The sequence below is a fragment of the Streptomyces sp. NPDC045967 genome (assembly GCF_056430495.1).
The window spans coordinates 242,475-264,246 of the sequence record NZ_JBWKLE010000009.1 but is presented as its reverse complement, the minus strand read 5'-3'; the positions used below and the strand labels follow the sequence as shown (position 1 = coordinate 264,246).

The window sequence follows — 21,772 nt, the reverse complement described above, 5'->3', positions numbered from 1 at the left end:
CCCAGCCGTCCATCGCCCAACAGGCCCGGACATGGTAAGCGCAGCCCGCTCCCGGGTATGGTTCCGCGTCGGGAACGCCCGCATCCGAGCCGACAAGGTCACCACAGTCACCCCGGCAGACGATGACCTCCACGTCACCGGCACCCCGGCGGCCTGATCCTCCACCTGCCACCCGGAGCAGAGCGCACCGACCGCAACGGACGCCCAGTCGACTGGGCGGACGAGCTGCTTCGCGTCATCGAGCAGGCCGCAGCGCAGCCGGTCGGAACGCTCATCACGTTCGCGGCCGTCAACGACGTCCGCGCCGCCGGCTTCACCGCGCACCCACTCACCGGCGACGGGCGCGCCCTCATCGAACCCCCGCTCCACCCGGTCCCCGACCTCATGCCCCAACGCCCCGCCCCCGCCACCTGGGCCAGCCCCATCCCCCGTCCCAACATGGGCAACGTGCAGCCTTAGGCGGCCCGCTGAGCGCCCATCAGCCACCAGCCCGACGTAGGGGGGCCGAGAGTGGCTACGGGGCGCGCAGCGGGCGTACGGGCGCCTTACTGGAAAGGTTGACTGCCTCGGACCCTGCGGGAGTCTGGACAGTTGGAGCAGGACGCAAACAGGCGGCCCGCAACCGCTATTCGGGATCCATCCGGCTCTATCCGGACACAGCAGCGTGACCCCCATCACAACAAGGCTCCCCGTTTGGAAAATCTGATGAGCACATGACAGTCTGCCAACCGGCAATCGCCAACCACTAATTTGATTCCGACCCGCGAATAAAGCGGCCCGCCAGGAGGAACAATGTTCACGTCCAAATTTGCCCGCACAGCAGGGGTCTGCGCAAGTTCCGCCGCGATGGTTTTCGCCTCAGCATATCCGGCAGCTGCCGACGACGACTTTACCGCGTTTTCAGACAGGTCCATCAGCTTTAAGCACGGCAAGATGACGCATATCGATGACGGAGACGTCTTCAAGATCTGCGACACAAATTCCGACGGCCAGGGTGTGTATGGGGCGCTTTTCTTCAACAACTACTACAACCTCGAAGGCTACCAGAGGGTGATGACGCTTAACGACGGCGGCGACGAAGGCTGCGACACCAAGGGCCACGACATCACTAACGCCGGCTCTTATACGATGGTTATCTGCTGGGGCGAATACCCGACGAATGCCTATCAGATCTCGGCAGGTAAATGCACGCATTCTGGCGAATTCAACGAGTAATTGAAGATGCCCTCAGAAGATCACTAGCCTCAATGCGGTGCCTCACTCTTAATCATCCGTAACGGTCCGTCAGTTTCGATGACGGGCCGTTTCGGCTTTCGGGCTGGTAGGCAGCCTTGAAGTCTCTCATCCTGGCCACTGACTTTTTCCTTCATCATTCTGAGCAACAAACACCGCACGCTGACCTGGTTCAAGTGGCCGCGGTAGCAGGGCCCTGGCCGAAGAGCGGCACGTCCGCCGCCGCCACGTCCAGGCGCATCCGCTTGAAGCGGAGCGGGTGGCTGAACACTCCGCCATGGTCAATCGCACGGTCGGCGCTGACTTCGGCGACCAGGTCCGGGCGGACCACGGTGATATCGAGGACGTCACGGGACCCCCACGTGGCGGTGAACCGGGCCCCCTCCCACGGATGCCCGGGGCCGGCTGGGACCAGGTGCTCCGCGACGTGGCAGACCTGATCCACCCGCAGAGGCACCGTGCGACCGACCGGGCGCAGGCGGCCGATCTGGTCGTGGCGGCCGAGGATGAGGAGCTGCGGGCGGGTAGGGGTTCCGGTGATCGCGCCCACGATGGTTTCGGTGGTGTCGCGGCGGCGTACCTTGGTCCAGCCTCGGCAGTTCGGGAGATATTTGCTGGTCAGGGGCTTGATGACCAGTCCTTCGACGCCGGACACGTCCGTCCAGTCCTCGAGCCACTCTCGCGCCTTGGTGACGTCGGTGGTCATCGGGCACAGCGTCCACGGCGCGCTCAGGTCCCGCGCTGCGAAGAGCACTTCGAGCCTGCGTCGGCGCTCCCGGTACGGCAGAGACAGCAGCTCCACCCCGCCCTCACTCTGGAGGATGTCGAAGGCGACGAAGTAGGCGGGCAGGCGGGCAGCCAGCGCGGGAGCCGTGCGGGCGCGGGCAGCGGCCCGGCGCTGCAACCCCTCGAAGGACAGCCGGCCCGCCTCGGGATCCCAGACGAGCACCTCGCCGTCCAGGACCAGTCCGGGCGGCAGCTGCTCCGCAGCGGCTGTGACGAGATCGGGAAACCGGTCCTGGACCAGGGAACCGCGGCGGGTCTGGAGCAGCACCCGGCCGCTCGGCTCGGACGGAATGAAGACCAGCATCCGGTGCCCGTCGAACTTCTGCTCATACGCCACCCCGCCAGCCAGCAGACCCGAAGGCGGGATCGTCTCGACCGCCTGCGCGAGCATCGGCTCGACCGGAGGATCCAGCACCCTGTCCCCTTCCCACTACCCCCTTCCAGGGTCCACCGAGCCGGACGTCTGAGTGTCCTGCCGTCAACGAACCTTGAGCGCGTGTCACCGAAGTTTGACTGGTGAACGCCGCGGCCACTACCGCGCTGACGCCTCCCTCTCTGCCCCTCTCTTGGAGCAGACGGGCTCCGGGTGGGGGTGGACTCCGGAGCCCACACCGGGCAGTCTCCTGACATGGACTGGACAGCGCCCCTATCCACGCTCATTGGCGCCGCTATCGGCATCGCTTCCACTCTGTTCGCCGATAGAGCACGCGCCAATCGTGATGATGAACGCCAATGGAAAGAACACCGCAGAGAGATCTACGCAGACTTCCTGGCGGCCATCAGCACGGCCGCCGAGGCCATGCGGACCGCAGCGCTCGCAGGCATATCCGCAAGCGATCTTGAAACTGGCGTGCGTGAGGGGTACCGAGCGAGCGACGTGGAATCCGCGCGTGAACGCGTCCGGCTAGCTGCCCCACCATTCGTCGTCGAAGCCTCGACCGAGCTGATCGTCAGTCTGGAACAGCTCCGCGACCGCCTGGCCACAGGGCTGGGGCCAGACTCGCCCGAACATGGGCCAGTCCATTGGGCCTACTGGGCCAAACTCCATGATCTCCGGCAAGCGATGCGGAAGGACATGGGTCTCGAAGAGACGCGAGCCCGCATGAGTTCGGCCGTGGAGTGACTACCGACAGGGCGGGCCTGAACGCGCTCACGTCTCACCCCTACAGACTCAGCGCAAACTCCACCCCAGGTTCGGCAGCACCCTTCAGCGAAAAAACAGCTCCGACCGTTCAGAACACGAACCGAGCAACCACAAACCACCAGGTCACAGCACACGACACCCACTGGAAACTCAACGCCGCACCACTGAACAACCAACGCCGAGCATCACGTGGCCGCACTCACGGCACTCGGGGTGACCTGACCTGCGGGGCCAGCAGGGAAGCTAGTGCTCTGACCGGGAAGGTTCGCCGGGGGGTGGTGTCGAGCGTCGCGGGGTGTGTCGCTCGCGTTCTTCCGTAGGCTCGGTCGTCATGGAGACAATGGCGTCCTTTGTCCATCATCTCGGGGTGTTCGCTTCGGATTTCGAGGCCAGCGAACGATTCTACACCTCTGCGCTGGAGGCGCTGGGGATCGGCGTCGGCTATCGGGCCGACGGTGTCGCCGAGTACTGGAGACCGGAGCAGAACACGCCGTCGTTGTCCCTGGAACGCTCGGAGGACCAGGCTGCCGTAACGACGGGGGTGCACATCGCGTTCACGGCGGTCAGCCGGGATGCGGTGGACGCGTTCCACGTGGCTGCGGTAGCGGCGGGAGGCGTCTCCCGGCACGAGCCCCGCTCGTGGAGCCAGTACCGCGCCTACTGTGCGTTCGTCAGCGACCCGGACGGCAACAACATCGAAGCCGTCCACAAGGAGACCTCCTAGCAATCCGGTGCTGGTCAGGCCACTGCAGCGACGGGCCGGCCTCCCCAATGGATGCCATTTTGACTGCGGACGCGCGCGCTCGCGACGTTGCGCGGCCAGAACGTCGGGGTACTGGGCGTTCTGGTTGCGCCAGCACAGGTAGGCGTGCAGCGCGCGGGTCTGAACGGTGTGGTTGGGGCGGCGGCAGTTGGCAAGAGTGAACTGTCGCAGCGGCCCGAAGTACGCCTCGATCGGGTTCGCCCAGGACGCGTTCGTCGGCGTGAAACACAGCTCGACCTTGCTCCGGGCTGCCCAGCGCAAGATCGCGCGTTCTTGTGGGCGGACAGGTTGTCCAGGATCACGTAGATCGGAGCGCCGTCGGGACGTGCTGACCGCAAACTGCAGTGCATCCGAGAGTCCGACGGGGAGGCGATGAGCGACGAGATCTACTGGGCGGTGGGGCGCCGGCAGCGACAAGCAGGCCAAGAAGTCTCGCAGAACCCGCCATCACGGCTGCCCAACGTGATCTGTGGCGGAAGATATCTGATTTCACGAATGCGGCTCGGCAACATTTGAGCGGGGGGCAACGTCATTACAGAGTTCTGGCCGGGGCATCGCTCCGGGCCGACTGGTGCAGTGCCCGGTGAAGCTGGGAGAAGCGAGCCCCACGCCAGCCCGCTGGGCGACGCGGCGACGGGCGGCGGCACGGGATGCAGAATGCGGTGAGGTGCCATGGCACCAACTCGTCCAGCGCGGGCAGGCCCGGCCCTGCCGGGTATCCGGCTACCGGGCCGCGAAGAGGGCCTCGAAACCCGCCGTCAGGTCGTCCTTCAAGTCCTCCAGCCCCTCGAAACCGACATGCACGCGCAGCAGCGGGCCACGGGCCGCCCAGGTGCCTGGCAGCCGGTGCGAGACGGGGTCGGCGGGAACGATCAGGCTTTCGTAGCCGCCGTAGCTGTGGCCGAGGCCGAAGACCCGGAGCCGGTTGAGCATCGCGTCGACGGCGGGCTTGCCGAAGCCCGCCCCCGGCTCCAGTTCGATGCCGAACAGGCCCGCCGCGCCATCGAAGTCCCGGCGCCACAGGGCGTATCCAGGATCCTCTGGCAGACCCGGGTGGAGCACGCCCGCTACGCCTTCCTGCTTGGCGGTCCAGCGTGCCAGCTCCAGCGCCTGGTCCTGATGCCGGCCGAGGCGGACGCTCAGGGTGCGCAGCCCGCGCAACCCGAGGTAGACCTCGTCTGCGCTCGCGCACTGACCCAACCGGACGGCCGCACCGCGCACGACGGGGAAGCTGTCCGTCGTACAGACGATCGCGCCGAGGATGCTGTCGGCGTGGCCGGTGAGGTACTTGGTGGCGGAGTGCACCACCACATCCACCCCCGCGCCCAACTCCATCGGTCGGCAGAAGGCGGGCGTAGCCCAGGTGTTGTCGGCGATCGTGACGACGCCCTGGGCCCGGCAGACCTCGGTGATCGCCGGGATGTCCTGCACCTCGAACGTGGTGGATCCGGGGGACTCCAGGTAGAGCAGCCGTGTCCGGGGGCGGATCAGCTCCGCGACCGCGCCGCCCGCGCACGGGTCGTAGTACTCGGTGTCTACCCCCAGCGCGGCCAGGGAGTCACAGAACTTCCGGGTCGGCAGATATACGGAGTCGCTCACGAGGATGTGGTCGCCGGCCCGGACATATGCGAGGAGCGCCGTGGTGATCGCGGACAGGCCGGAGCAGGTCGTTACGGTCGCGTAGCCGCCCTCCAGCTCGGTCAGCGCCTGCTCGAAGGCGCGGCTGGTGGGGGTGCCGAATCTGCCGTACACCGGCATTTCGCGTTTGAGCGGGTCCGCCTGGGAGGCGTCCATCTCGGCCGTGTCCCGGTAAAGGACGGTCGAGGCGCGGTGGACGGGCGGGTTGACGTAGCCGCCCTGCCGGCGAGGGGCGGAGCCGGCGTGTACGAAGCGGGTGGGACGCGTGTGTTCCGCCTCGGTCACGGCGCCACCGCCGGGTCGGGCGCGGTCTCGGGCGCGAGTGCCGACGCGGCTTCGGGCTCAGGTGCCGGTGCCAGCTTCGGTGGCGTGGGCTCCTCGGGTACGGGCATATGCCGACCGCCGCCGAACAGCAGGGCCAGCACCGCCGCGGCCGCGCATTGCGCCGCCACCACGATCCAGAACGTGTCCAGGTCGCCGGCGCCCTCGTAGTAGGCGAAGACGAATCCTCCGACGACGCCCGACAGCAGTCCGCCGATGCCCGCGGTCAGCCGCTGGACGCCGAAGGCGAAGGCCGGGTTGCCCGGCACCCGGTCGACGAGTTCCAGGTCGCAGCGGAGGAACAGAAAGATTTCGCCGAGCGTGAACAGGGCAGTGCCCGCCAGCAGCGCCGGGGTGTTCCCCAGCGACATGGCTGCCATGCCGAGCGCCATCAGGGCGAACGAACCGACCACCAGCCAGCGGTAGTCGGCGTTCGCGATCCGGTCGGCCAGCGGGGGCTGGAACAGCACCACCATGGCGCAGTTGAGCAGCATCACCCAGCCGAGCACCTGGATGTTGGACACCGCGGCGGCGTACAGGCCCATGAAGCTCTGGAAGAAGAAGTAGAGGTAGAAGGCCAAGGCGGTGAAGATCACCGGGCGGAGCGCGCCACGCAGCGCCCTGAGCTTGGCCGCCGCGGGCTTCGCGGCGGCGGGCCCGGCGGCCGGCTGCGGTTCCGGCTTTGCGGCCGACTCCGGTTCCGGCAGGCGTCGTACCACCGGCTTCAGCATGATCTGGTGCGCCGCCGTGATCAACGTGAACAGCACGGCCAGCCCGATCAGCAGCGCGACCGGATCGGCGTCGATCAGCAGTGCGGCGAGCAGCGGCCCCAGCCCCATCCCAGCATTGAGAGCCGCGCTGCTCACCCCGAGGAAAAGCGGGCGCAGTTCGTCGGAGACGCTGGTGACGATGTACGCCTTGTTCGCCGGGAGGTACAGCGCCGGACCGCCCGCGACCAGGACCACCGCCGGGTACGCGGCCCACGGAAACTGGACGGCCAGGCCCAGCAGGACCAACCCGACGGTCCGCAGGGTGAGTGCGAGGACCATCGTCCGCTTGAGCCCGAGCCAGTCGACGACCGGGCCGCCGAGGATGCTGCCGCCGAATTGGATGAAGGTCGCGACAGCCACCAGGATCCCGGCGACCCGGACGTCCAGGCCGACGCCTTGGACCATGAGCACCCCGATGAACGGCGTGACCATGTAGCTGCCGAGGGCGACCACGAAGGACAGCACAATCAGTGCCCGAAGGCCGGCCTCCAGGTCGGTGAAGGTCCGCCACTTGGCGGTCAGCGCACCGCTCATGGCGAGGTGCTCCCGCCCCCGGACGTTCCCGCGGACACTCCGCCGGCCGCGCCGCCGACGGCGTCGCCCGTCACCACCGGCAGCCGCGAGGGCATGCCCCACTCGCTCCACGAGCCGTCGTAAACGGCCAGGTCGCGATAGCCCGCCAGGTCCGCGCCCAGCGCCAGCACACACGCGGTGACCCCGGATCCGCAGCTGAAGTACAGCCGCTCCCGGTCCCCGGCCACCGCGCGGAACGCTTCCCGCAGCTCCGCCGCCGGGCGCATCAGACCTTCCTTCTGGAGGTCCCCGAAGGGCAGGTTCACCGCCCCCGGCATATGGCCGCCGCGCAGGCCCGCCCGCGGCTCGGGGGCCGTACCGGCGTACCGCTCGCGGGTGCGGGCGTCGAGCACTGCCGCCGCCGGGTCGGCCAGCGCCGCGACCACCTCGCCGCTGCCGACGAGCACCCCCGAACGGGGCCGCGCGGTGAAGCCGCCGCGCGGGCCGTCGTAGGCGGCCGGCACAGGCTCCACCGCCAGACCCGCGGCGGCCCAGGCGGGCAACCCGCCGTCGAGCACGGCGGCCCGGTCGAAGCCCATCGCCCGAAGCATCCACCAGGCGCGGGCACTGGAGTAGATGCCCGCGCCGTCGTAAACCACCACGGTGTCGGAGTCGTTGATACCCAGGCCGCGCACAGCCTCGGTGAAGGCTTCCGCGCCGGGCATGGTGTGCGGCACTGGTGCGGAGTGGTCGGACAGGTCGCCGTCGAGATCGAACGGCCGGGCGCCGGGGATACGCCGCTCGGCGCCGCGGTGAGCGCCCACGGAAGCGTCCAGCAGCACCAGTCGGGGCGTGCCGAGCCGCGGCGCGAGCCAGTCGGCGGCCACCAGGGGACCGGGCAGCGGTTCGAGGGCGGTGACGGTGACGGAATCGGTGTTCACTCGGCGCCTCCAGCCGGCTCGGCGGACCGCCACCTGGCCTGGCCGGAGAACCAATCGGCCACCCGTTCGAGACGCTCGGCCACTTCCTCCTCCGTGTCGCCGTCGATGATGTAACCGGCCAGGAACAGGCCGGACTTGACGCCTCCGTGGAACTCCTGGCCGGCCTCCCCGGTGACCGTGACCTCACGGACGTACTCCGGCTCACCGCCGGTCGGCAGGTGTTCCAGCACCCCGTTCTGCGGGGGGATGCACAGTGCCCCGGCGGGCCGGTAGGAGGGTGCCGGGAGGGTCGACGGAAGGCCGCACTCCGCATACAGCCACTCCTTGTCCAGGTCGATCCCGAAGGCGTGCCGGACCATCGCGCTGATCATGCCGCCGCCTGTGCGGCTGGCGATCTCGCAGAACACCAGCCGGTCGTCGGGCGTGATCCAGAACTCCGCGTGGAAGGCAGTCTGCGGCGGGGTGGGGAGCTCCGCCAGGACCGCCCGGGCGGCTTTCACCAGCCGGTCGTACGCCGGGTCCTGCGCGGTGAGCGGCAGGTTGGCCACCCAGTCGTTGTCCCGGAAGGAGAGGCAGTCATTGAGGTAGCGAAAGGGGTGGACGAAGGCCACCTCGCCGCCCGCCACCAGCCCGTCCACGTGGTACATCTGACCGGGTACGAACGCCTCGATCTCGCTGATGCCGCGCCACGGGCTGGCCAGGTACGCGTCCAGCTCCGCTTCGTCACGGATGATCGCGGCCCCCAGCGAGCCCGACTCCGAGACCGGCTTGACGACGACCGGATAGCCGTGCTCTGCGACGAACGCGAGTGCCGTGTAGGCGGAGTCGAGCCGCCGGTAGGCCGGGATCTCCACCGGCCCGCCCGCCAGGTGGTCCTTCATGACCACCTTGTCTCGGAAGGCGACCGCGCTGTGGGTCCGCTGGCCCGGCAGGTCCAGAAGGTCGCGCAGCTGGGCGGCTCGGACGACGTCCGCCTCGGCGCGGGCGAAGACCGCCCTCACCGCGAACTCTCGGGCCAGCCGGAGCGCGGTCTTCTCCACCAGCTGGTTGGTGTCGTACGCGTCGAAGGCGTAGACGTGTGGGAGGTGGGCATATCCCGCCGCATACTCCGTCGCGGTCACGATGACCGGGACGATCCCCGAGCCGGCCAGCCACTGGTCGTACGGGGTCTTGGCGTAGGGCGTCTTGGCGAAGACGAGGATGTGGTGCATGCGGCGGTTGCCCTTCCCTTTTTGCTGTGGCCTCAGGCCTGTGACTCGACGAGGAGCGGCAGCCGGCGCCGCGCGGGGACGCGGGAGATTAGGCCGAGTTCCTCGGACAGCTCGGTGGCGAAGCAGCCGTCCTTGTACACGCCGGACATGCGCTTGGCCGTGAAGGCCTCGATCTCGTCGTGGTCGAACTCGATGCTGTACGTGACGACCGGTCCCGCGTCGGTTGCCCCCGCCGGGGGCGCGGCCACCGAGCGGACGACGATGCCCAGGTGCGGTTCGAAGGTGTTCACGCAGCCGACGACGTCGCCGATCTTCTCGCGGCGGCTCTCGGCGTCCTCGGAGAGAACCTCCTCCTGCGCGGGGATCGCGGCGAACAGCTGACGGCCGGCCCGGCACCAGCCGACATGGCTGGGGAAGCCCATTGCCTTGATGCCGAAGGTGCCGAAGTCCTCGCTGACGCCCAGCTGGAAGGTGAGCGGGACGGTCTCGTGGATGGCCTTGAAGTCGCGGTACGCCTGCTCGATGTCTTCGCGGGAGAGCCGGAGCTCGGGGTGGCGGCCGCCGTGGTCGGTGAAGTTGTTAAAGCGTACGGTCGCCACCCCGAGCTTGTTGAAGTACCGGGCGTAGCGCTCCAGTGAGGTACGGCCGTGGTTGTGGGTGCCGACGGTGACGCCGATGTTGACCCGGAAGGCGTCCTTGGGGGCCACGCTCTCGTTGTACTTGGCGATCCGGCGCACGACCTCCTCGGTGTCGGAACCGGAGAAGACGCCCTTGATGGGGTAGGTGCTGTGGTCGATGACGTTCAGGTCCTCGTCGATCACGCCGTGGTAGGTGATGGAGATGGTGCCGTAGCCGTTCTCCGCCGCCAGGTCGAGCAGCTCGCTCCAGTTGTCGGCGAGCAGCGGGCGGCCACTGGTCCAGGCGTCGCCCTTCGCCATCGTCGCGGTCGGCGTGTGGTCGGACTCCTGCCGAAACTCACGGTTGTTGGCCGGTCCGTAGATCCTCATGAACTCGCCGTCATAGGCGAAGCTGTCCACGTAGCGTGGGTAGACGTGGTAGCCGTGCGACTGGAGTCCGGCGAGGATCAGCGGGCCTTCCTCCATCGCGAACGACTTGTCGTAGACCTTCTCGTAGTTGACGAACCAACAGTGCGTACATTTCTGCCCGCAGGTGTTCTTTCCGACCTTGGTGTCGAGGTCGAGGTAGATGTGGATGTCCTCGGGCTTGATGTCCTTGAAGGGCATCGAGAACGGGGCATCTCCGTGGAAATCGTAAGAAATAGGAGCGTTCTGGTCAGACATGTATCCCCCGTGCGGTGAAGAGTCAGGATCGGGTCAGACGGATGACGGGCCGGTCGTGACGACCGGGAAAGCGACCAGCTCGGCGACGGCCGCCACACAGGCGTCGGCGCCGTCGGCGATCAGGATGGCCATGCCCAGCCGGTCCGAGGAGGAGCGCAGCGGGCGGACCTCGTCACCCGGCAGGACCGAAAGGTCCCAGGCATGGATGTCCCCGTGGGTGAGGGCGGGCGGCGGCGCGACGGCCGTCACCCGTCCGGGAGGGGCGGTGAGGAAGACGGTCGCGGCGGCGGCGGCCGTGGCGGGTCCCCGGCGGACCCCATCGCCGAGCGCCCAGCCGACGGCCGCGCGGCGCCATTCGACTCCCGTGGTGAGCCGGACCAGGTCGGCGATGCCATCGCCGCCGAGCCGGGTGTGGGTCTCGATCACCACGATCTTGTCGCCGTCGACCATGACCTCGGTGTGGCTGGGGCCGTCGGTGAGGCCGATGGCGTCGAGCAGCTCCTTAACCGCACCGGCAACCAGTAGCTGCCGACGCGGGTCCAGCGACGGCGGCGGCATCATGTGGCTGACCTCGATGAAGCCGTCCGTGGTGCCCTTCTCGGCGATGCCGAGGACGGTGTGGCGGCCACCGACGGAGAGCGCCTCGACGCTGTACTCCCTGCCCTCAGCGAACTGCTCCAGCAGCGTGGCGGAGGTACGGCGTTCCGCCGGCAGCGCGTCCATGCCCTCGATCAGCGCGATGGAGGTACTGCCGACGCCGTCGACCGGCTTGGCAACCGCCCGCCCGTAGGCCGCGAACAGCCTGGCGACCGCCTCCGCGTTGTTGCCCGCCGCGAAGGCCGGGTTCAGGTGAGGAGCCGTGCGTTCCAGGATCTGCCGCATCGCCAGTTTGTCGCGGGTGGCCCGGACGACGGCCGGGTCGACACCGGTGACACCGAGGAGGCGGGCGGCCATCGCGGCCGGTTCCAGGCCGAGTTCGGTGAGAGAGACGACCGCCGTGGGCGCCAGCGGCCGCAGCACCTCGTCGGTGAAGGCGAGGAAGGCGGGCAGGTCCTGGAAGTCGACGGTGAGGACGCGGTCGTCAGGGTCGAGCGCGGGCGCGCCGGGCAGCTGTACGTGGACCAGCTCACCGGGCAAGCTCGCCGCCTCGCGGGCCACCATCGGATTGGCGCCGACGAGCACGAGGGTCATGATGCGGCCCTCGGAGTCGTCGTGGTTGCTGCGGTCGCTGCGGCCTCCGTGATCCGCGTGATGGCCGCGGTACGCGTCCTCTGGCTCATATGCCGCCCCCCACTCTCTCCCGGCCCCGAGCGGTGGCCGGACCGCCGTAAACGGCGATTCCGCGCCGGGCGACCATCCGTTCGATCGGCGCCGCGAGCAAAAGATCGCAAGGTAATCAGCCTCTGTCAACAGTCATACGAGCGGCCAGGTTTCACCCCGGGAACCACCTCTGGCCTGCGTACTGCCCGTCAGCCCAAGTCCAGCTCAGGGGCGCCTGCGGCTGAGAAGCCATCCAAGCTCGGCTCGCGCACAGAGCCGACCGGCCGCGCTCTTTCAGCCAAATTTCCGGACCTGGCGACACAGTCCGTTCGCAAAGCCCCAGCACAGAACTACCCGTGGGTAGCTTGTTTCAGCCAATCAGGCGACATGACGGCCCGTCCGCGGGAATCGGCGGGTACGGGATGGCGGAATGACAGCCTCCGGGACATGCCCGGCTGCGCGCAGAGCGCGACCCGTGCGCCCTCACCTCGGTCACCCCACCGGCCGAAGTGGCTCGCGAGCGTCCTCGGCCTTCGTCTATGTCGCGGGCGCAATCGCGGCGCTGATGGTGCTGTGGTCGTTCATCGGCGCCATGGCCGGGATGTTCCTGTTCTTCCCCTCGGCGCTGCAGCTCCTGCTGGCCACCGGGGCGGACCCGCGCCAACGCCCGACCGGCGCCAAGGTGATGGCCGGTGCCGGACTCCTGCTGTCAGCGGCGGTCGTGGCGGAGTCGTTGAGGAGCTGAGCGCTCCCAGGAGCTGTCCGGCAGTCCTCCGACGGAAGGTCTGTGTCCGGGTCTTGACGGTTTACCCGACAACGCAGCAGCCTCGCCTCCCGGAATTGATCACACCGGCGACATACCGACCCCTGGTGAAGCCGCCAGGGCCCCGGCGCCGCCCACGCCGCCCACCAGAGTGCGGCTGCGGAGAAGAGCAGCTTTCGTTCCGTGTTCGCAGCCTCGCGCGAATCGTGATGCAGCGTGCCCAGCCTGATACAGGGCGAAGCCCCGGATCGCGGATGTCCGGGGCTTTTGCCTGTTCGAAGCTACGCCGCGTCCTGCGCCCAGGACGGCACGGCCCGTGAGAGGAGCCTGGCAATCCCTCCACCAAGGGCTTGCCCAGGGTCGCCTTAGGCTTGTCCAGTGCTCCTCGCTCCCACTGCTGCCGCCCCCTGGCCGCTCCCACCGCAGTAGGCGCACTGTCCCGGGCGGTCATGCGAGCGCCCCCAGGGTCAAGGCACTGCGCGTCTACCGTTCTCGCTGAAGTGACGTTGGCTTCGGCAACACGCACGGTGACGATCACCTTCAGGTAAGGCGGACCGGCCCCCAGGGCGGGCGAAGTGGCCGGAAGTCCGGACTGTTCCAGCCCGGCGCTGACACACTCGGCACCGTTGTGATCACCGAATCCGAGGGGTCGCGTGCACGTTGCGCCCGCTCTCGGTGCGGCCGACCGCCCGCAGTCGGCCGGCCTGGTCGTGGCGGCCGAGGACGAGCAGCTGCGGGGGGACCAGGGTGCCCGTGATCGCGCCGATGATCGCTTCGGTGGTGTCCCGGCGGCGGATCTTGGTCCACCCGCGGTATGAGGGTGGTAGCGGCTGGTCAGGGGCTTGATCAGCAAGCCTTCGACACCGGACACGTCCGTCCAGGAATCCAGCCGTTCCCGCGCCGTGGCCGAGTCTGTCGTCATCGGACACAGCGTCCACGGGGCCGGCAGTGCGCGGGTGGTGAACAGGTCCTCCAGCAGCGCGCGCCGCTGCGAGTACGGGCGCATCAAGAGCTCCACCCCGTCCCACTGCAAGACGTCGAAGGCAGAAACGCGCAGGTTCGCAGGATCTCGGTCCCGCGGAAAGGGGAACTCGCGTGTTGGCCGGTGTTCTCGGCGGTATCGCGCACGGGTTAGCTCATTAGCGGGGCCTGAGTCCGTCGACGACGACATCCAGCATGCGGTTTAGTTGGGGGCGCTGCTCGGGTGCGCCGGCTACGGAAAGCAAACCAGCGAGGATGCCGCCTACGTCGGTCGGGTCGATGTCGCTGCGCAGCTCTCCCGTTGTGACGCCGGCCTTGAGCACCATTGCCAGGACCTGCTGAACCTCGTCACAGACCGGTCCGGTGCCGAAGCGGCCGGAAGCGCTCATGGCGACCAGGGCGTCACAGATGCCGCGTCGTTCGCCGGCCCAGTCAGCGAATCGGAGCATCCACGCGTGGAGGGCCTGTGCGGGCGGGTCGGTGGCCAGCAGGGAGCGCGCGTCTTCGCGCAAGGGGCGGATCTGGTCCCGGTAGACCTCTTCGACCAGATCCTCTCGAGTGGGGAAGTGCCGGTACAGGGTGGCGTTCCCCACTCCCGCGCGCTTGGCGATCGCATCCAGCGAGATCGCGCGTCCGGATGCGAAGGCTTCGGCGGCCGTGGCGATCAGCTGCTCGCGGTTGCGCTGGGCGTCGGCGCGCAGGGTGCTGCGTGGAGGTGTCATGGCCTTCGCGATCGTGAGGGGCGGATGAGGCTCGGGAGCGAATCGGGGATGTCCCCGGTTCAGTGTACGGTGAGACAAGCGGGGAGGTCCCCGTTTGTCGAGTGGTCTCGCCCACTGCTGCAGCGACGAAAGGTTTGCCATGCCTACAGCGCTCATCACCAGAGGGACGACCGGGATCGGCAGAGCGACGGCCGAGCTGCTGCACGCCCACGGCTACCAGGTCGCGGTCACTGGACAGAATCCTGATTCCCTCGCACGGGCATGCTCCGAGCTCCCCGACGACGTGCTCGTCGTCCGATCCGATGCGCGTGTGCTCTCCGACACCGACGCTCTGATGTCAGCGGTGTCGGCGCGGTTCAGGTCACTGGACCTGCTCTTCCTCAACGCCGGGATATTCCGTCCGGCACCGGTAGCCGAGGTGACGGAGGAATCATTCGACGAGCACGCCGACCTCAACTTCAAGGGCCAGTACTTCACCCTCCAAAAAGCCCTTCCCCTCATGAACGACGGCAGCTCGATCATCCTGACCGTGGGCATCGGATCCCGTCGCGGCAGCCCTGGCGCCACAGTTGGGGCGGCAACACGCGGTTCGTTGCTGGCGATGCTGCCCTCGCTCGCGCTCGAACTGGCTCCGCGCAGAATCCGCGTCAACGCCGTAAGCCCTGGAGCCACCGACACCCCGCTGTTCGACAAGCTGAGAGTGCCCCAGAGCGGCCGGGAGGCGATGCGCGCGAAGATCCCCTTCGAGCGCTTCGGATCCAGCCAGGAGGTCGCGGAGGCAGTCGCCTTCCTCGCCTCGGACGCCGCCAGCTATATCACCGGCCAGGACGTCACCGTAGCCGGCGGCTACGGGCTCGGAGCTGGATGAGCATCCAAGGGCTTACGACCGGCCCGCACGCAACACACGCCAGGAACCACACTTCACAGGAGAATGCGATGGCGCTCACGCTCGACACCTACCGGCAGCTGGGACGTTCCGGCCTGCGGGTCTCACCACTCGCGCTCGGCGCGGCCACCTTCGGCAACGACTGGGGCTGGGGCGCGGAGCAGGACGAGGCGCGGAAACTGTTCGACCTCTACGTCGAGCGCGGTGGGAACTTCATCGACACCGCGGTCACCTACACCAACGGCACCTCCGAGCGCATGCTCGGCGAGTTCGCCCGTAATCGGCGCGACAGCCTGGTCCTGGCGACCAAGTACACGACACTGCGCCAGCCCGATGACCCCAACTCCGGCGGCGCCAGCCGCAAGAGCCTGTTCGGCGCGGTCGAAACCAGCCTGCGGCAGCTGAACACCGACTACATCGACCTGCTCTACCTGCACGTATGGGACTCCACCACTCCCGTGGAGGAGATCCTGCGCGGCCTGGACGACCTGGTGCGCCAGGGCAAGATCCTCTACGTCGCCATCTCCAATACCCCGGCCTGGCAGACCTCACGCATGCAGACGATCGCCGACCTGCGCGGCTGGTCGCCACTGACGGCACTACAGCTGGAGTACAACCTGGTGGAACGCACCGGGGAGCGTGACCTTCTGCCGATGGCCAAGGAGCTGGGACTGGGCACCGTGCTGTGGTCCCCCTTGGCAGGAGGAGTCCTCACCGGCAAGTACAGCCGCCAGGACTTGACCGCACCGGCGTCCGACCAGAGTGAGAGCGCCCGCAAGAGCTTCAACCTGGCCCTGGGCGGAGTGACCGAGCGCAACCTCGCCATCGTGGATGTCGTCAAGGAAATGGCGGCGGAACTGGGCCGGACCCCTGCACAGGTCGGACTGGCCTGGACCTTGCACAACCCAGGGGTGACCGCGCCCATCATCGGGGCGCGCACTGTCGAACAGCTGCAGGAGAACCTGGGAGCCCTCGAGGTCGACCTGACCCCATCCCAGATGGCACGCCTGGACGAGGTCAGCGCGATCGACCTCGGCTTCCCCCACGCCATGCTCGCCAGCGACCACATCCGGGTACAGACCCGCGGCGACCTGAAGATCCAGGACCGCCATTGACGGACCGCACGCGGGGCGGCGGGATGCCGCCCCGCGCGCGCCGTCCCCAGCTCAGCGCGAGACCCTGGCCGAGCTACTCGACCGCGTACACCCGGGGCATCCCTGGATTGCGGATCTGTAGCTGGCTACTGGTGCGCTCGCTCAACACTGCCGCTGGCTCCCGGAGGGAGCCAGCCTGCGCGCACCCGGCCATGTGAAAGCCGGTCAGGGCGTGGGCTGCAGACGGGCTGGACAGCGCTGCCCGGCTCAGCGGATCCGGGGCAGCGCCTTGTCGGGGTCCGCGGCGTGGACGTATCGGACGGCGGTGCCGGGATGGATGCCGAACAGGTGCACCAGGTGTACCGGGTCGGCGGTCTGCCGGGCCTCGTCCAGTACGCGGTCGCTCCACATCTGGCGCGGGGTGATTCCGGTGTGGTCGAACGCGCGGCGCAGTGCGCAGTAGCTGACGGGCGGGAGGGCGGGGTGGTGCGCCGAGTGCGTCGTCACCAGCAGGTGCGGGTTGGGCGATGCGGGCCACTGGTCATGCCGTTCCTGGAGCCATTCGTCCAGGAGGCGGTGGGTCCGCGTGTCGAGATAGACCGTGTGCAACTGGCCGCGCAAGTCGACTGTGAGGGTTGCGTGGGCAAGGTCGGGCGCGTTCATGCGCAGTTGAGCGATGTCGGTGACCTTGATGGCGTGGACGCCGACCAGGCCGACGGCCAGACGTCCCATCGCGCTGTCCACCCGGTCCAGCAGGCCGCGGAGCCGGTCGCTGGGCAGTGGTTCTGGAAGTCGTACGGGTGTGGTGAGGGAGAGCCCGGCGAGCGGGTTGGTGAAGACGGTGCGTTCCTGTTTGAGGGCGCGGAAGACGCTGAGCAGGACGTGGTGGACGCCGCGGGCCTGGTGTCCCTGCCGGTCGCCGAGGGCGGAGGTCACGTGCGCGGTGGCGATCTCCCGCAGGTCCAGCCCGTCCTGGCTCCAGAGGGTCAGGACAGGAAGAACGACGTTCAGGTCGCGGCGGATGCGTGTGTGGTCGGCGGGCGGGTGGGGGCGGCGGCCCTCTCCGCGGCGGACAGCGACCCAGGTCTTCATCTGGTCGGCCATGGCGTTGGGGAGCTGTCGGAGCTTGGCTTCGATCGCCCGACGGTGCCAGGCGTCTGTGCGGGCGGCGTCCAGGCGGGCCAGTGACGGGCTGGCGGCTGTTGTGCGCTGGTGGTCGGGTGTGAGCAGTCCGCGCTCATGCAGGAAGAACACGCACCAGCCAAGGCGTCGACCCGGCCAAGAAGATCATCGGGTGCAAACGGCACATCGTCACCGACACACTCGGCTCCTCCTGGCCGTCACCGTCACCGCCGCCAGCGTCCACGACTCCGCCGCCGGCACCCAGCTCCTCGCCAACATCGCCGCACGCCACCCCACCCTCACCAAAGCCTGGGCCGACAACGGCTACAAGACCAAAACCGTCGAACACGCCGCCCGCCACGGCATCGACCTCGAGATCGTCTAACGCGACCCCACCACCCGCGGCTTCCACATCCAGCCCCGCCGCTGGGTCGTCGAACGCACCCTCGGCTGGCTGATGCATCACCGCCGCCTGGCCCGCGACTACGAAACCCACCCCCACGATCAGCAGCCATGATCCAACTCGCCGCCATCAACCTCATGACCCGCCGCCTCACCCACGAAACAACCCACAACTGGCGAGACAACCAAGCCAAATGAAACAGACAACCGAGAATCAAACGCTCACTAAGACCGACGGCACGCCACTTCTGTCGCTGACCACGGCTTTGCTTGGTGGTGGCAGCTCTGTCAGTCACGGGTGGACCGGACCCTATCGAGGCGCACCGGCCGCACCCGTTCTGCAAGCAGCGCATGTCTGACGGAGTCGGTGCCGGGCTGCGACCGATCGCTGCCTGTAACAATCCACTGCCGCGCAGCCGCGCAGGGGAGAGCGCTGAGCGCTGTGGATGCTGCCGACCGGGGGCGAGGTGCGGCCGGCACGTAAGGGCTGCCGCGCCTACCCGCGGCCGGCAGCGCCAGTGCACTCGCGCTCCCCGCACCTCCATTGCATACCGTTGGCGGGCGGGTGGGGCGCTCCAAGGTTCCGGCCCTGGTTTCCCGCTCTGCCACCGCCGACGCCGGGCGTCCCGGATTCACCGCCTCTCGAGGCAACCGAGACGGACAATGCAGCCTGTTGTCTACGACAGAACTCGCTACAAATCGACTACCCTGGCCCAAATGCATAACCCGTGTCCAAGATTCCGGGTCAAGGCCCTCGTCCAGCACTCCGAAACGTTGATCACGTGGGCCGTGATCACCGTCATGCCCCGCCGCCCCACCGGGATACCAGCGAAACGTCAGACGCGGACCGCCACCGCCACGATGGCAGCCGCCGCCTGCGCCGACGTCACTGACACTCAGCCTGCTTGCTCAGCCAGTTCTTCGCTGCCTCCACAACTTGGTCAACCTGAGCTCCGCTCTTTCGCTTCATGGTGGGGATCTCCTCGTCAGGAGAGATCGGCGCATCGTAGCTACGGCCGGTACGGTCAGCGTCCTTGACCTCTGTGAGGATCAGCATGGCACCATCGGAGAGGCGATGGTTATTGTTTCCGGTGGGGACGCCGTATGTGTCCTCGCCGAAGGACCGGGTCTGCGGCCGCCCTCGGAAGGCGACCGCCACCGCCTCACCCGCACTGGCAGTACCCCCGTCAGTCAGGACCGCGACCGGGGCGTGGGGGTTGGCCACAGGAGCGCTGTCTCCCCAGTCGAAGGGTCTGCCGTTCTCGCGCGGGCTGCCGTTCTGGATCGTCCACGGGTACTTCCTACCATCGGCATCCACGAACATACCGACCTTGCCGTCCCCCAGAACCGGACCTGCGACGGCGAGCATGGGCCACATGTTCCCACCGCGGTTGCCGCGCAGGTCCACGACCCAGCCGCATGCCCCCGGGCGGTCAGCCTTCGCCACCGCCTCACGGCCTTGCCGCACATACCGCTCGTACGCGGCGTCGGAACCCTGTACTGCTGGGAGTGACAAGTACGCCATGCGCCCCCCCAGCGAGCGAGCCTCCGGCCCTTGGAAGGAAGAGCCCGGCGGAGCCTCGATCACCTCTTCAACCTGCTTGGCATCGAAGAAGGAACTGTGCCCATGGCCGACTGTCCGAAGGGCGAAGCGGATCGCGTCGTAGGTGTCTGACGGGTTCTGCGCGGCCCGGGCCTGCGAGGACGCCCGGCGGCGCACCTCCGTCCACTTCACCTGATGACGGACAAGCGCATTCTTCTCCATGATGTCCAGCACCTTCGACAGGTATGACCGGGCAGCGGCCGACATGCCTGGCTCTTCTGCCCCCTCCGGACGCTCCGTGCATCCCGTCCCCGTAGCAAAGACACTCACAAGCCCGGCGCAGGCAGCCCATCGCAGCAACCGTCCCCGGCCCATCCAAACCTCCAACTCTGCAGTCGCGAGCAACACGAGTAGGACACGGTCTTAGGGCACCAGCACGATTTTCCCGCGCACGCGACCGGTTTCGCTGAGGTCGTGGGCCTTCGCTGCATCGCTCAGCGAAAACGTCTGGGAAACTGTGGGGCTGATGCCGTGTGCGTCGACAAGTTCGGCGAACTCGGCCAGTACGGCGGGAGTGGGCTCGAGGTAGAACTCTACGAACCGAACACCGAGTCGTTCGGCGCGGGCCATCACCTTGGTGCGGTCCACGCCGATGCCGACGATGTCGACAAGGATGCCGCCCGGCTTGAGGGTGAGCAGTGAGCGGGGACCGTATTCGTAGCTGACCGTGTCCAGCACGGTGTGGATGCCGCGCAGGGTCGAGAAGTCCTCCACCGTGTAGTCGATCAGCTCGTCGGCGCCGAGACGGCGCAGGTAGGCGTGCTTGAACGCGCGGGCCGTGCCGATGACGTACGCACCCCTGGCCTTGGCGATCTGTACCCCGAGGTGGCCGACCCCGCCGGCCGCGCCATGCACCAGAACCCGCTGGCCACGCTGGACGTCGGCGATGGCGACCAGCGCTTGGTAGGCCGTGAAGCCGGAGATGGGCAGCGCGGAGGAGCTGACGTGGTCGAGGGTGCGGGGCTTGGGTGCGACTCGGTCCTCGGTGACCACGACGTGGTCGGCGTGGCTGCCGTGAGGTGGGGTGGTCCAACCGTAGACCTCCTCGCCCACCGCGCATCGCGTCACTCCGACGCCGAGGAGCTGCACGGTGCCGCTGAATTCGTGGCCCAGGACGAAGGGCGGGGGCCCGAAGAAGTCCACTTTGCCGTTGCGGACTTTCCAGTCCGCGGGGTTCACACCGGTGGCGTGTACACGGACCAAAACCTCTCCGGGACCCGGCGTGGGGACCGATACCTCAGCCAGTTCCAGCACGTCGGAGGTGCCGAGTTGCTTCTGCGTAATCACACGTGTCGTTGTCATGGGGGCTCATTCTGCGTTTGATGGTCATGATGTGCTCGTGAAATGGAACCGGTGCCAACCTCCCGGCAGCGGCTGGCCGGCGGTGCCAGTTGGGCGGAGAAGGGGAGTAGGCCTTCCCCTGCTCCGGCATCGCGCGGGCAACCCCCGGCGGGCCCTCCACGTTCGGGCCGCGAGGTCCCCCACCCGGTTGTCAGGCGTCGGTTGCGTGGCCCCCACACCTCTAACTGCATCAACACCTGCAGCGCCTGCAGCGCCTGGATAGGGATGGCGCACATTGATGTTGGAGGCCTGGCATAGGGGGCAGTCTTCCGGCCTGGCTGCCGCTCCGCTGGCGGATATCCGACACGCAGTACAGACAGGGGCCCGCACCAGGTGGGTTATGTGGTGGCGGTGGCGAAGTCGCAGCAGGTCAAGCGCCTGGCCGGGTTCTGGCGTATAGACGAGCTGATAGCCGTGGCACCGGATGACGCCTGGCAGCGGCCCTCCTGTGGTGACGGAACGAAAGGCCCGCGGGTCTATGACTGGGCGAGTGGGCGGCTGCCTTCGATCGGCTTCTTCGACGGCGACACACCGACCCATCACCGGTGGGTGTCGCGTCCGTCGCAGATCAGGTGGTGTTTGCTGCCTGTCTTCCGCCGGTCGACCGGCGACGGACCGGTGTCGGCTCCCCCCTTTTCGCGCGGGGGTGGGAGCCATCCACGCACGCCCTCGACCAGTCGAGCCGGTCGGCCGCGCTGAGCTCGGCGAGCAGGATGCGCTGCAGCTGGTCGAAGACCCCGGCCTGCTGCCACAGCTCCAGGCGCCGTCAACAGGTCTGCTCGGAGCCAAAGCCCAGCTCAGATGGCAGGAGTTGCCAGGCGATGTCGTTGTGCAGGACGTACAGAATGCCCTGCAGACACAACCGGTCTGCCACCGGCCGCGGCCCTGGCGACCTCGTCGGCCAGGGCGGCAGCAGCGGCTCGATCAGTGCCCCAAGTCGTCGTCCCGATCCACGGCCGAGTGCTCACGCACTCACG

Annotated in this window: 19 protein-coding genes and 3 pseudogenes; 8 read left to right on the top strand and 14 right to left on the bottom strand. The window is 68.0% G+C overall.

From position 1 onward, the window contains the following. Window positions 1–792: 792 nt before the first annotated feature. A complete protein-coding gene (locus AC07FY_RS20155) occupies window positions 793–1,215 on the top strand; it encodes a hypothetical protein (protein WP_479007988.1) in 423 nt (140 codons plus the stop codon). 190 nt (window positions 1,216–1,405) lie between these two features. Here the strand turns inward: AC07FY_RS20155 and AC07FY_RS20150 are convergent, their stop codons facing one another. Next, window positions 1,406–2,434: an ATP-dependent DNA ligase gene (locus tag AC07FY_RS20150; RefSeq protein WP_479007986.1), complete on the bottom strand. Its 1,029-nt coding sequence runs from the start codon at window positions 2,432–2,434 to the stop codon at window positions 1,406–1,408. A 213-nt stretch (window positions 2,435–2,647) separates the two neighbouring features. On the opposite strand from AC07FY_RS20150, the gene AC07FY_RS20145 reads away from it, so the two are divergent. Both AC07FY_RS20145 and AC07FY_RS20140 read left to right on the top strand, forming a co-directional pair. Beyond that, window positions 2,648–3,142 (top strand): hypothetical protein, encoded by a 495-nt coding sequence (locus AC07FY_RS20145; protein ID WP_479007984.1) that lies wholly within the window; start codon window positions 2,648–2,650, stop codon window positions 3,140–3,142. A gap of 352 nt (window positions 3,143–3,494) precedes the next feature. Beyond that, window positions 3,495–3,887, top strand: a complete 393-nt coding sequence (locus tag AC07FY_RS20140; protein ID WP_479007983.1) for a VOC family protein — start codon at window positions 3,495–3,497, stop codon at window positions 3,885–3,887. Between the two features lie 14 nt (window positions 3,888–3,901). Here AC07FY_RS20140 and AC07FY_RS20135 read toward each other — a convergent pair. The 7 genes and pseudogenes from AC07FY_RS20135 to AC07FY_RS20105 all read right to left on the bottom strand — a co-directional run. Continuing rightward, a pseudogene (locus tag AC07FY_RS20135) lies at window positions 3,902–4,267 on the bottom strand (transposase); the annotation flags it as partial. A 382-nt stretch (window positions 4,268–4,649) separates the two neighbouring features. Further along, the gene (metC, locus tag AC07FY_RS20130) at window positions 4,650–5,849 is read right to left on the bottom strand and encodes a cystathionine beta-lyase (protein WP_479007981.1); all 1,200 of its coding nucleotides are present in this window, start codon (window positions 5,847–5,849) and stop codon (window positions 4,650–4,652) included. Next, window positions 5,846–7,189, bottom strand: a complete 1,344-nt coding sequence (locus tag AC07FY_RS20125) for an MFS transporter (protein WP_479007979.1) — start codon at window positions 7,187–7,189, stop codon at window positions 5,846–5,848. The genes metC and AC07FY_RS20125 overlap by 4 nt, the downstream gene beginning before the upstream one ends. Continuing rightward, window positions 7,186–8,109, bottom strand: a complete 924-nt coding sequence (locus tag AC07FY_RS20120; protein WP_479007977.1) for a sulfurtransferase — start codon at window positions 8,107–8,109, stop codon at window positions 7,186–7,188. Before AC07FY_RS20120 ends, AC07FY_RS20125 begins: the two co-directional genes overlap by 4 nt. After that, entirely contained in the window at window positions 8,106–9,320 is a 1,215-nt protein-coding gene (locus AC07FY_RS20115; protein ID WP_479007975.1) for an ATP-grasp domain-containing protein, read from the bottom strand. The genes AC07FY_RS20120 and AC07FY_RS20115 overlap by 4 nt, the downstream gene beginning before the upstream one ends. Window positions 9,321–9,352: 32 nt before the next feature. After that, window positions 9,353–10,564, bottom strand: a complete 1,212-nt coding sequence (locus AC07FY_RS20110; RefSeq protein ID WP_479007973.1) for a radical SAM protein — start codon at window positions 10,562–10,564, stop codon at window positions 9,353–9,355. A 90-nt stretch (window positions 10,565–10,654) separates the two neighbouring features. Then, on the bottom strand, window positions 10,655–11,812 hold the full coding sequence (locus AC07FY_RS20105; protein ID WP_479007971.1) for an ATP-grasp domain-containing protein: 1,158 nt from the start codon (window positions 11,810–11,812) through the stop codon (window positions 10,655–10,657). Window positions 11,813–12,356: 544 nt separating this feature from the next. Here AC07FY_RS20105 and AC07FY_RS20100 point away from each other — a divergent pair. Continuing rightward, a complete protein-coding gene (locus AC07FY_RS20100; protein ID WP_479007969.1) occupies window positions 12,357–12,626 on the top strand; it encodes a hypothetical protein in 270 nt (89 codons plus the stop codon). 61 nt (window positions 12,627–12,687) lie between these two features. Here AC07FY_RS20100 and AC07FY_RS20095 read toward each other — a convergent pair whose 3' ends face one another. Beyond that, a complete protein-coding gene (locus tag AC07FY_RS20095) occupies window positions 12,688–13,815 on the bottom strand; it encodes an ATP-dependent DNA ligase (RefSeq protein ID WP_479007968.1) in 1,128 nt (375 codons plus the stop codon). Further along, window positions 13,784–14,347, bottom strand: coding sequence for a TetR/AcrR family transcriptional regulator (locus AC07FY_RS20090; RefSeq protein ID WP_479007966.1), 564 nt, complete (start codon window positions 14,345–14,347; stop codon window positions 13,784–13,786). Before AC07FY_RS20090 ends, AC07FY_RS20095 begins: the two co-directional genes overlap by 32 nt. Window positions 14,348–14,486: 139 nt before the next feature. Here AC07FY_RS20090 and AC07FY_RS20085 point away from each other — a divergent pair, with 139 nt between their 5' ends. Together AC07FY_RS20085 and AC07FY_RS20080 are read left to right on the top strand one after the other, a co-directional pair. After that, window positions 14,487–15,215: an SDR family oxidoreductase gene (locus tag AC07FY_RS20085; protein WP_479007964.1), complete on the top strand. Its 729-nt coding sequence runs from the start codon at window positions 14,487–14,489 to the stop codon at window positions 15,213–15,215. 68 nt (window positions 15,216–15,283) lie between these two features. Continuing rightward, window positions 15,284–16,348, top strand: a complete 1,065-nt coding sequence (locus AC07FY_RS20080; RefSeq protein WP_479007962.1) for an aldo/keto reductase — start codon at window positions 15,284–15,286, stop codon at window positions 16,346–16,348. Between the two features lie 246 nt (window positions 16,349–16,594). Here the strand turns inward: AC07FY_RS20080 and AC07FY_RS20075 are convergent, their stop codons facing one another. Next, complete coding sequence (locus AC07FY_RS20075) at window positions 16,595–17,581, bottom strand: hypothetical protein (RefSeq protein ID WP_479007960.1); 987 nt, start codon at window positions 17,579–17,581, stop codon at window positions 16,595–16,597. Window positions 17,582–17,589: 8 nt separating this feature from the next. Between AC07FY_RS20075 and AC07FY_RS20070 the strand changes: the two are divergent. Further along, window positions 17,590–18,049: pseudogene (locus AC07FY_RS20070) on the top strand (transposase); the annotation flags it as partial. A 688-nt stretch (window positions 18,050–18,737) separates the two neighbouring features. Here the strand turns inward: AC07FY_RS20070 and AC07FY_RS20065 are convergent. After that, a complete protein-coding gene (locus AC07FY_RS20065) occupies window positions 18,738–19,661 on the bottom strand; it encodes a S41 family peptidase (protein ID WP_479007958.1) in 924 nt (307 codons plus the stop codon). Window positions 19,662–19,817: 156 nt separating this feature from the next. Next, window positions 19,818–20,756, bottom strand: a complete 939-nt coding sequence (locus AC07FY_RS20060) for an NADP-dependent oxidoreductase (protein ID WP_479007956.1) — start codon at window positions 20,754–20,756, stop codon at window positions 19,818–19,820. A gap of 372 nt (window positions 20,757–21,128) precedes the next feature. Between AC07FY_RS20060 and AC07FY_RS20055 the strand changes: the two are divergent. Further along, a pseudogene (locus AC07FY_RS20055) lies at window positions 21,129–21,377 on the top strand (IS701 family transposase); the annotation flags it as partial. Between the two features lie 184 nt (window positions 21,378–21,561). On the opposite strand, the gene AC07FY_RS20050 reads toward AC07FY_RS20055, so the two are convergent. After that, a complete protein-coding gene (locus AC07FY_RS20050; protein WP_479008014.1) occupies window positions 21,562–21,720 on the bottom strand; it encodes a transposase in 159 nt (52 codons plus the stop codon). Window positions 21,721–21,772 lie beyond the last annotated feature (52 nt).

Coding starts and splice junctions, on each gene's coding strand:
- AC07FY_RS20155 (WP_479007988.1), top strand. CDS start 793: ATGTTCACGTCCAAATTTGCCCGCACAGCAGGGGTCTGCGCAAGTTCC.
- AC07FY_RS20145 (WP_479007984.1), top strand. CDS start 2,648: ATGGACTGGACAGCGCCCCTATCCACGCTCATTGGCGCCGCTATCGGC.
- AC07FY_RS20140 (WP_479007983.1), top strand. CDS start 3,495: ATGGAGACAATGGCGTCCTTTGTCCATCATCTCGGGGTGTTCGCTTCG.
- AC07FY_RS20125 (WP_479007979.1), bottom strand. CDS start 7,189: ATGAGCGGTGCGCTGACCGCCAAGTGGCGGACCTTCACCGACCTGGAG.
- AC07FY_RS20115 (WP_479007975.1), bottom strand. CDS start 9,320: ATGCACCACATCCTCGTCTTCGCCAAGACGCCCTACGCCAAGACCCCG.
- AC07FY_RS20110 (WP_479007973.1), bottom strand. CDS start 10,564: ATGCCCTTCAAGGACATCAAGCCCGAGGACATCCACATCTACCTCGAC.
- AC07FY_RS20105 (WP_479007971.1), bottom strand. CDS start 11,812: ATGACCCTCGTGCTCGTCGGCGCCAATCCGATGGTGGCCCGCGAGGCG.
- AC07FY_RS20095 (WP_479007968.1), bottom strand. CDS start 13,815: ATGTCGTCGTCGACGGACTCAGGCCCCGCTAATGAGCTAACCCGTGCG.
- AC07FY_RS20090 (WP_479007966.1), bottom strand. CDS start 14,347: ATGACACCTCCACGCAGCACCCTGCGCGCCGACGCCCAGCGCAACCGC.
- AC07FY_RS20085 (WP_479007964.1), top strand. CDS start 14,487: ATGCCTACAGCGCTCATCACCAGAGGGACGACCGGGATCGGCAGAGCG.
- AC07FY_RS20080 (WP_479007962.1), top strand. CDS start 15,284: ATGGCGCTCACGCTCGACACCTACCGGCAGCTGGGACGTTCCGGCCTG.
- AC07FY_RS20065 (WP_479007958.1), bottom strand. CDS start 19,661: ATGTCGGCCGCTGCCCGGTCATACCTGTCGAAGGTGCTGGACATCATG.
- AC07FY_RS20060 (WP_479007956.1), bottom strand. CDS start 20,756: ATGACAACGACACGTGTGATTACGCAGAAGCAACTCGGCACCTCCGAC.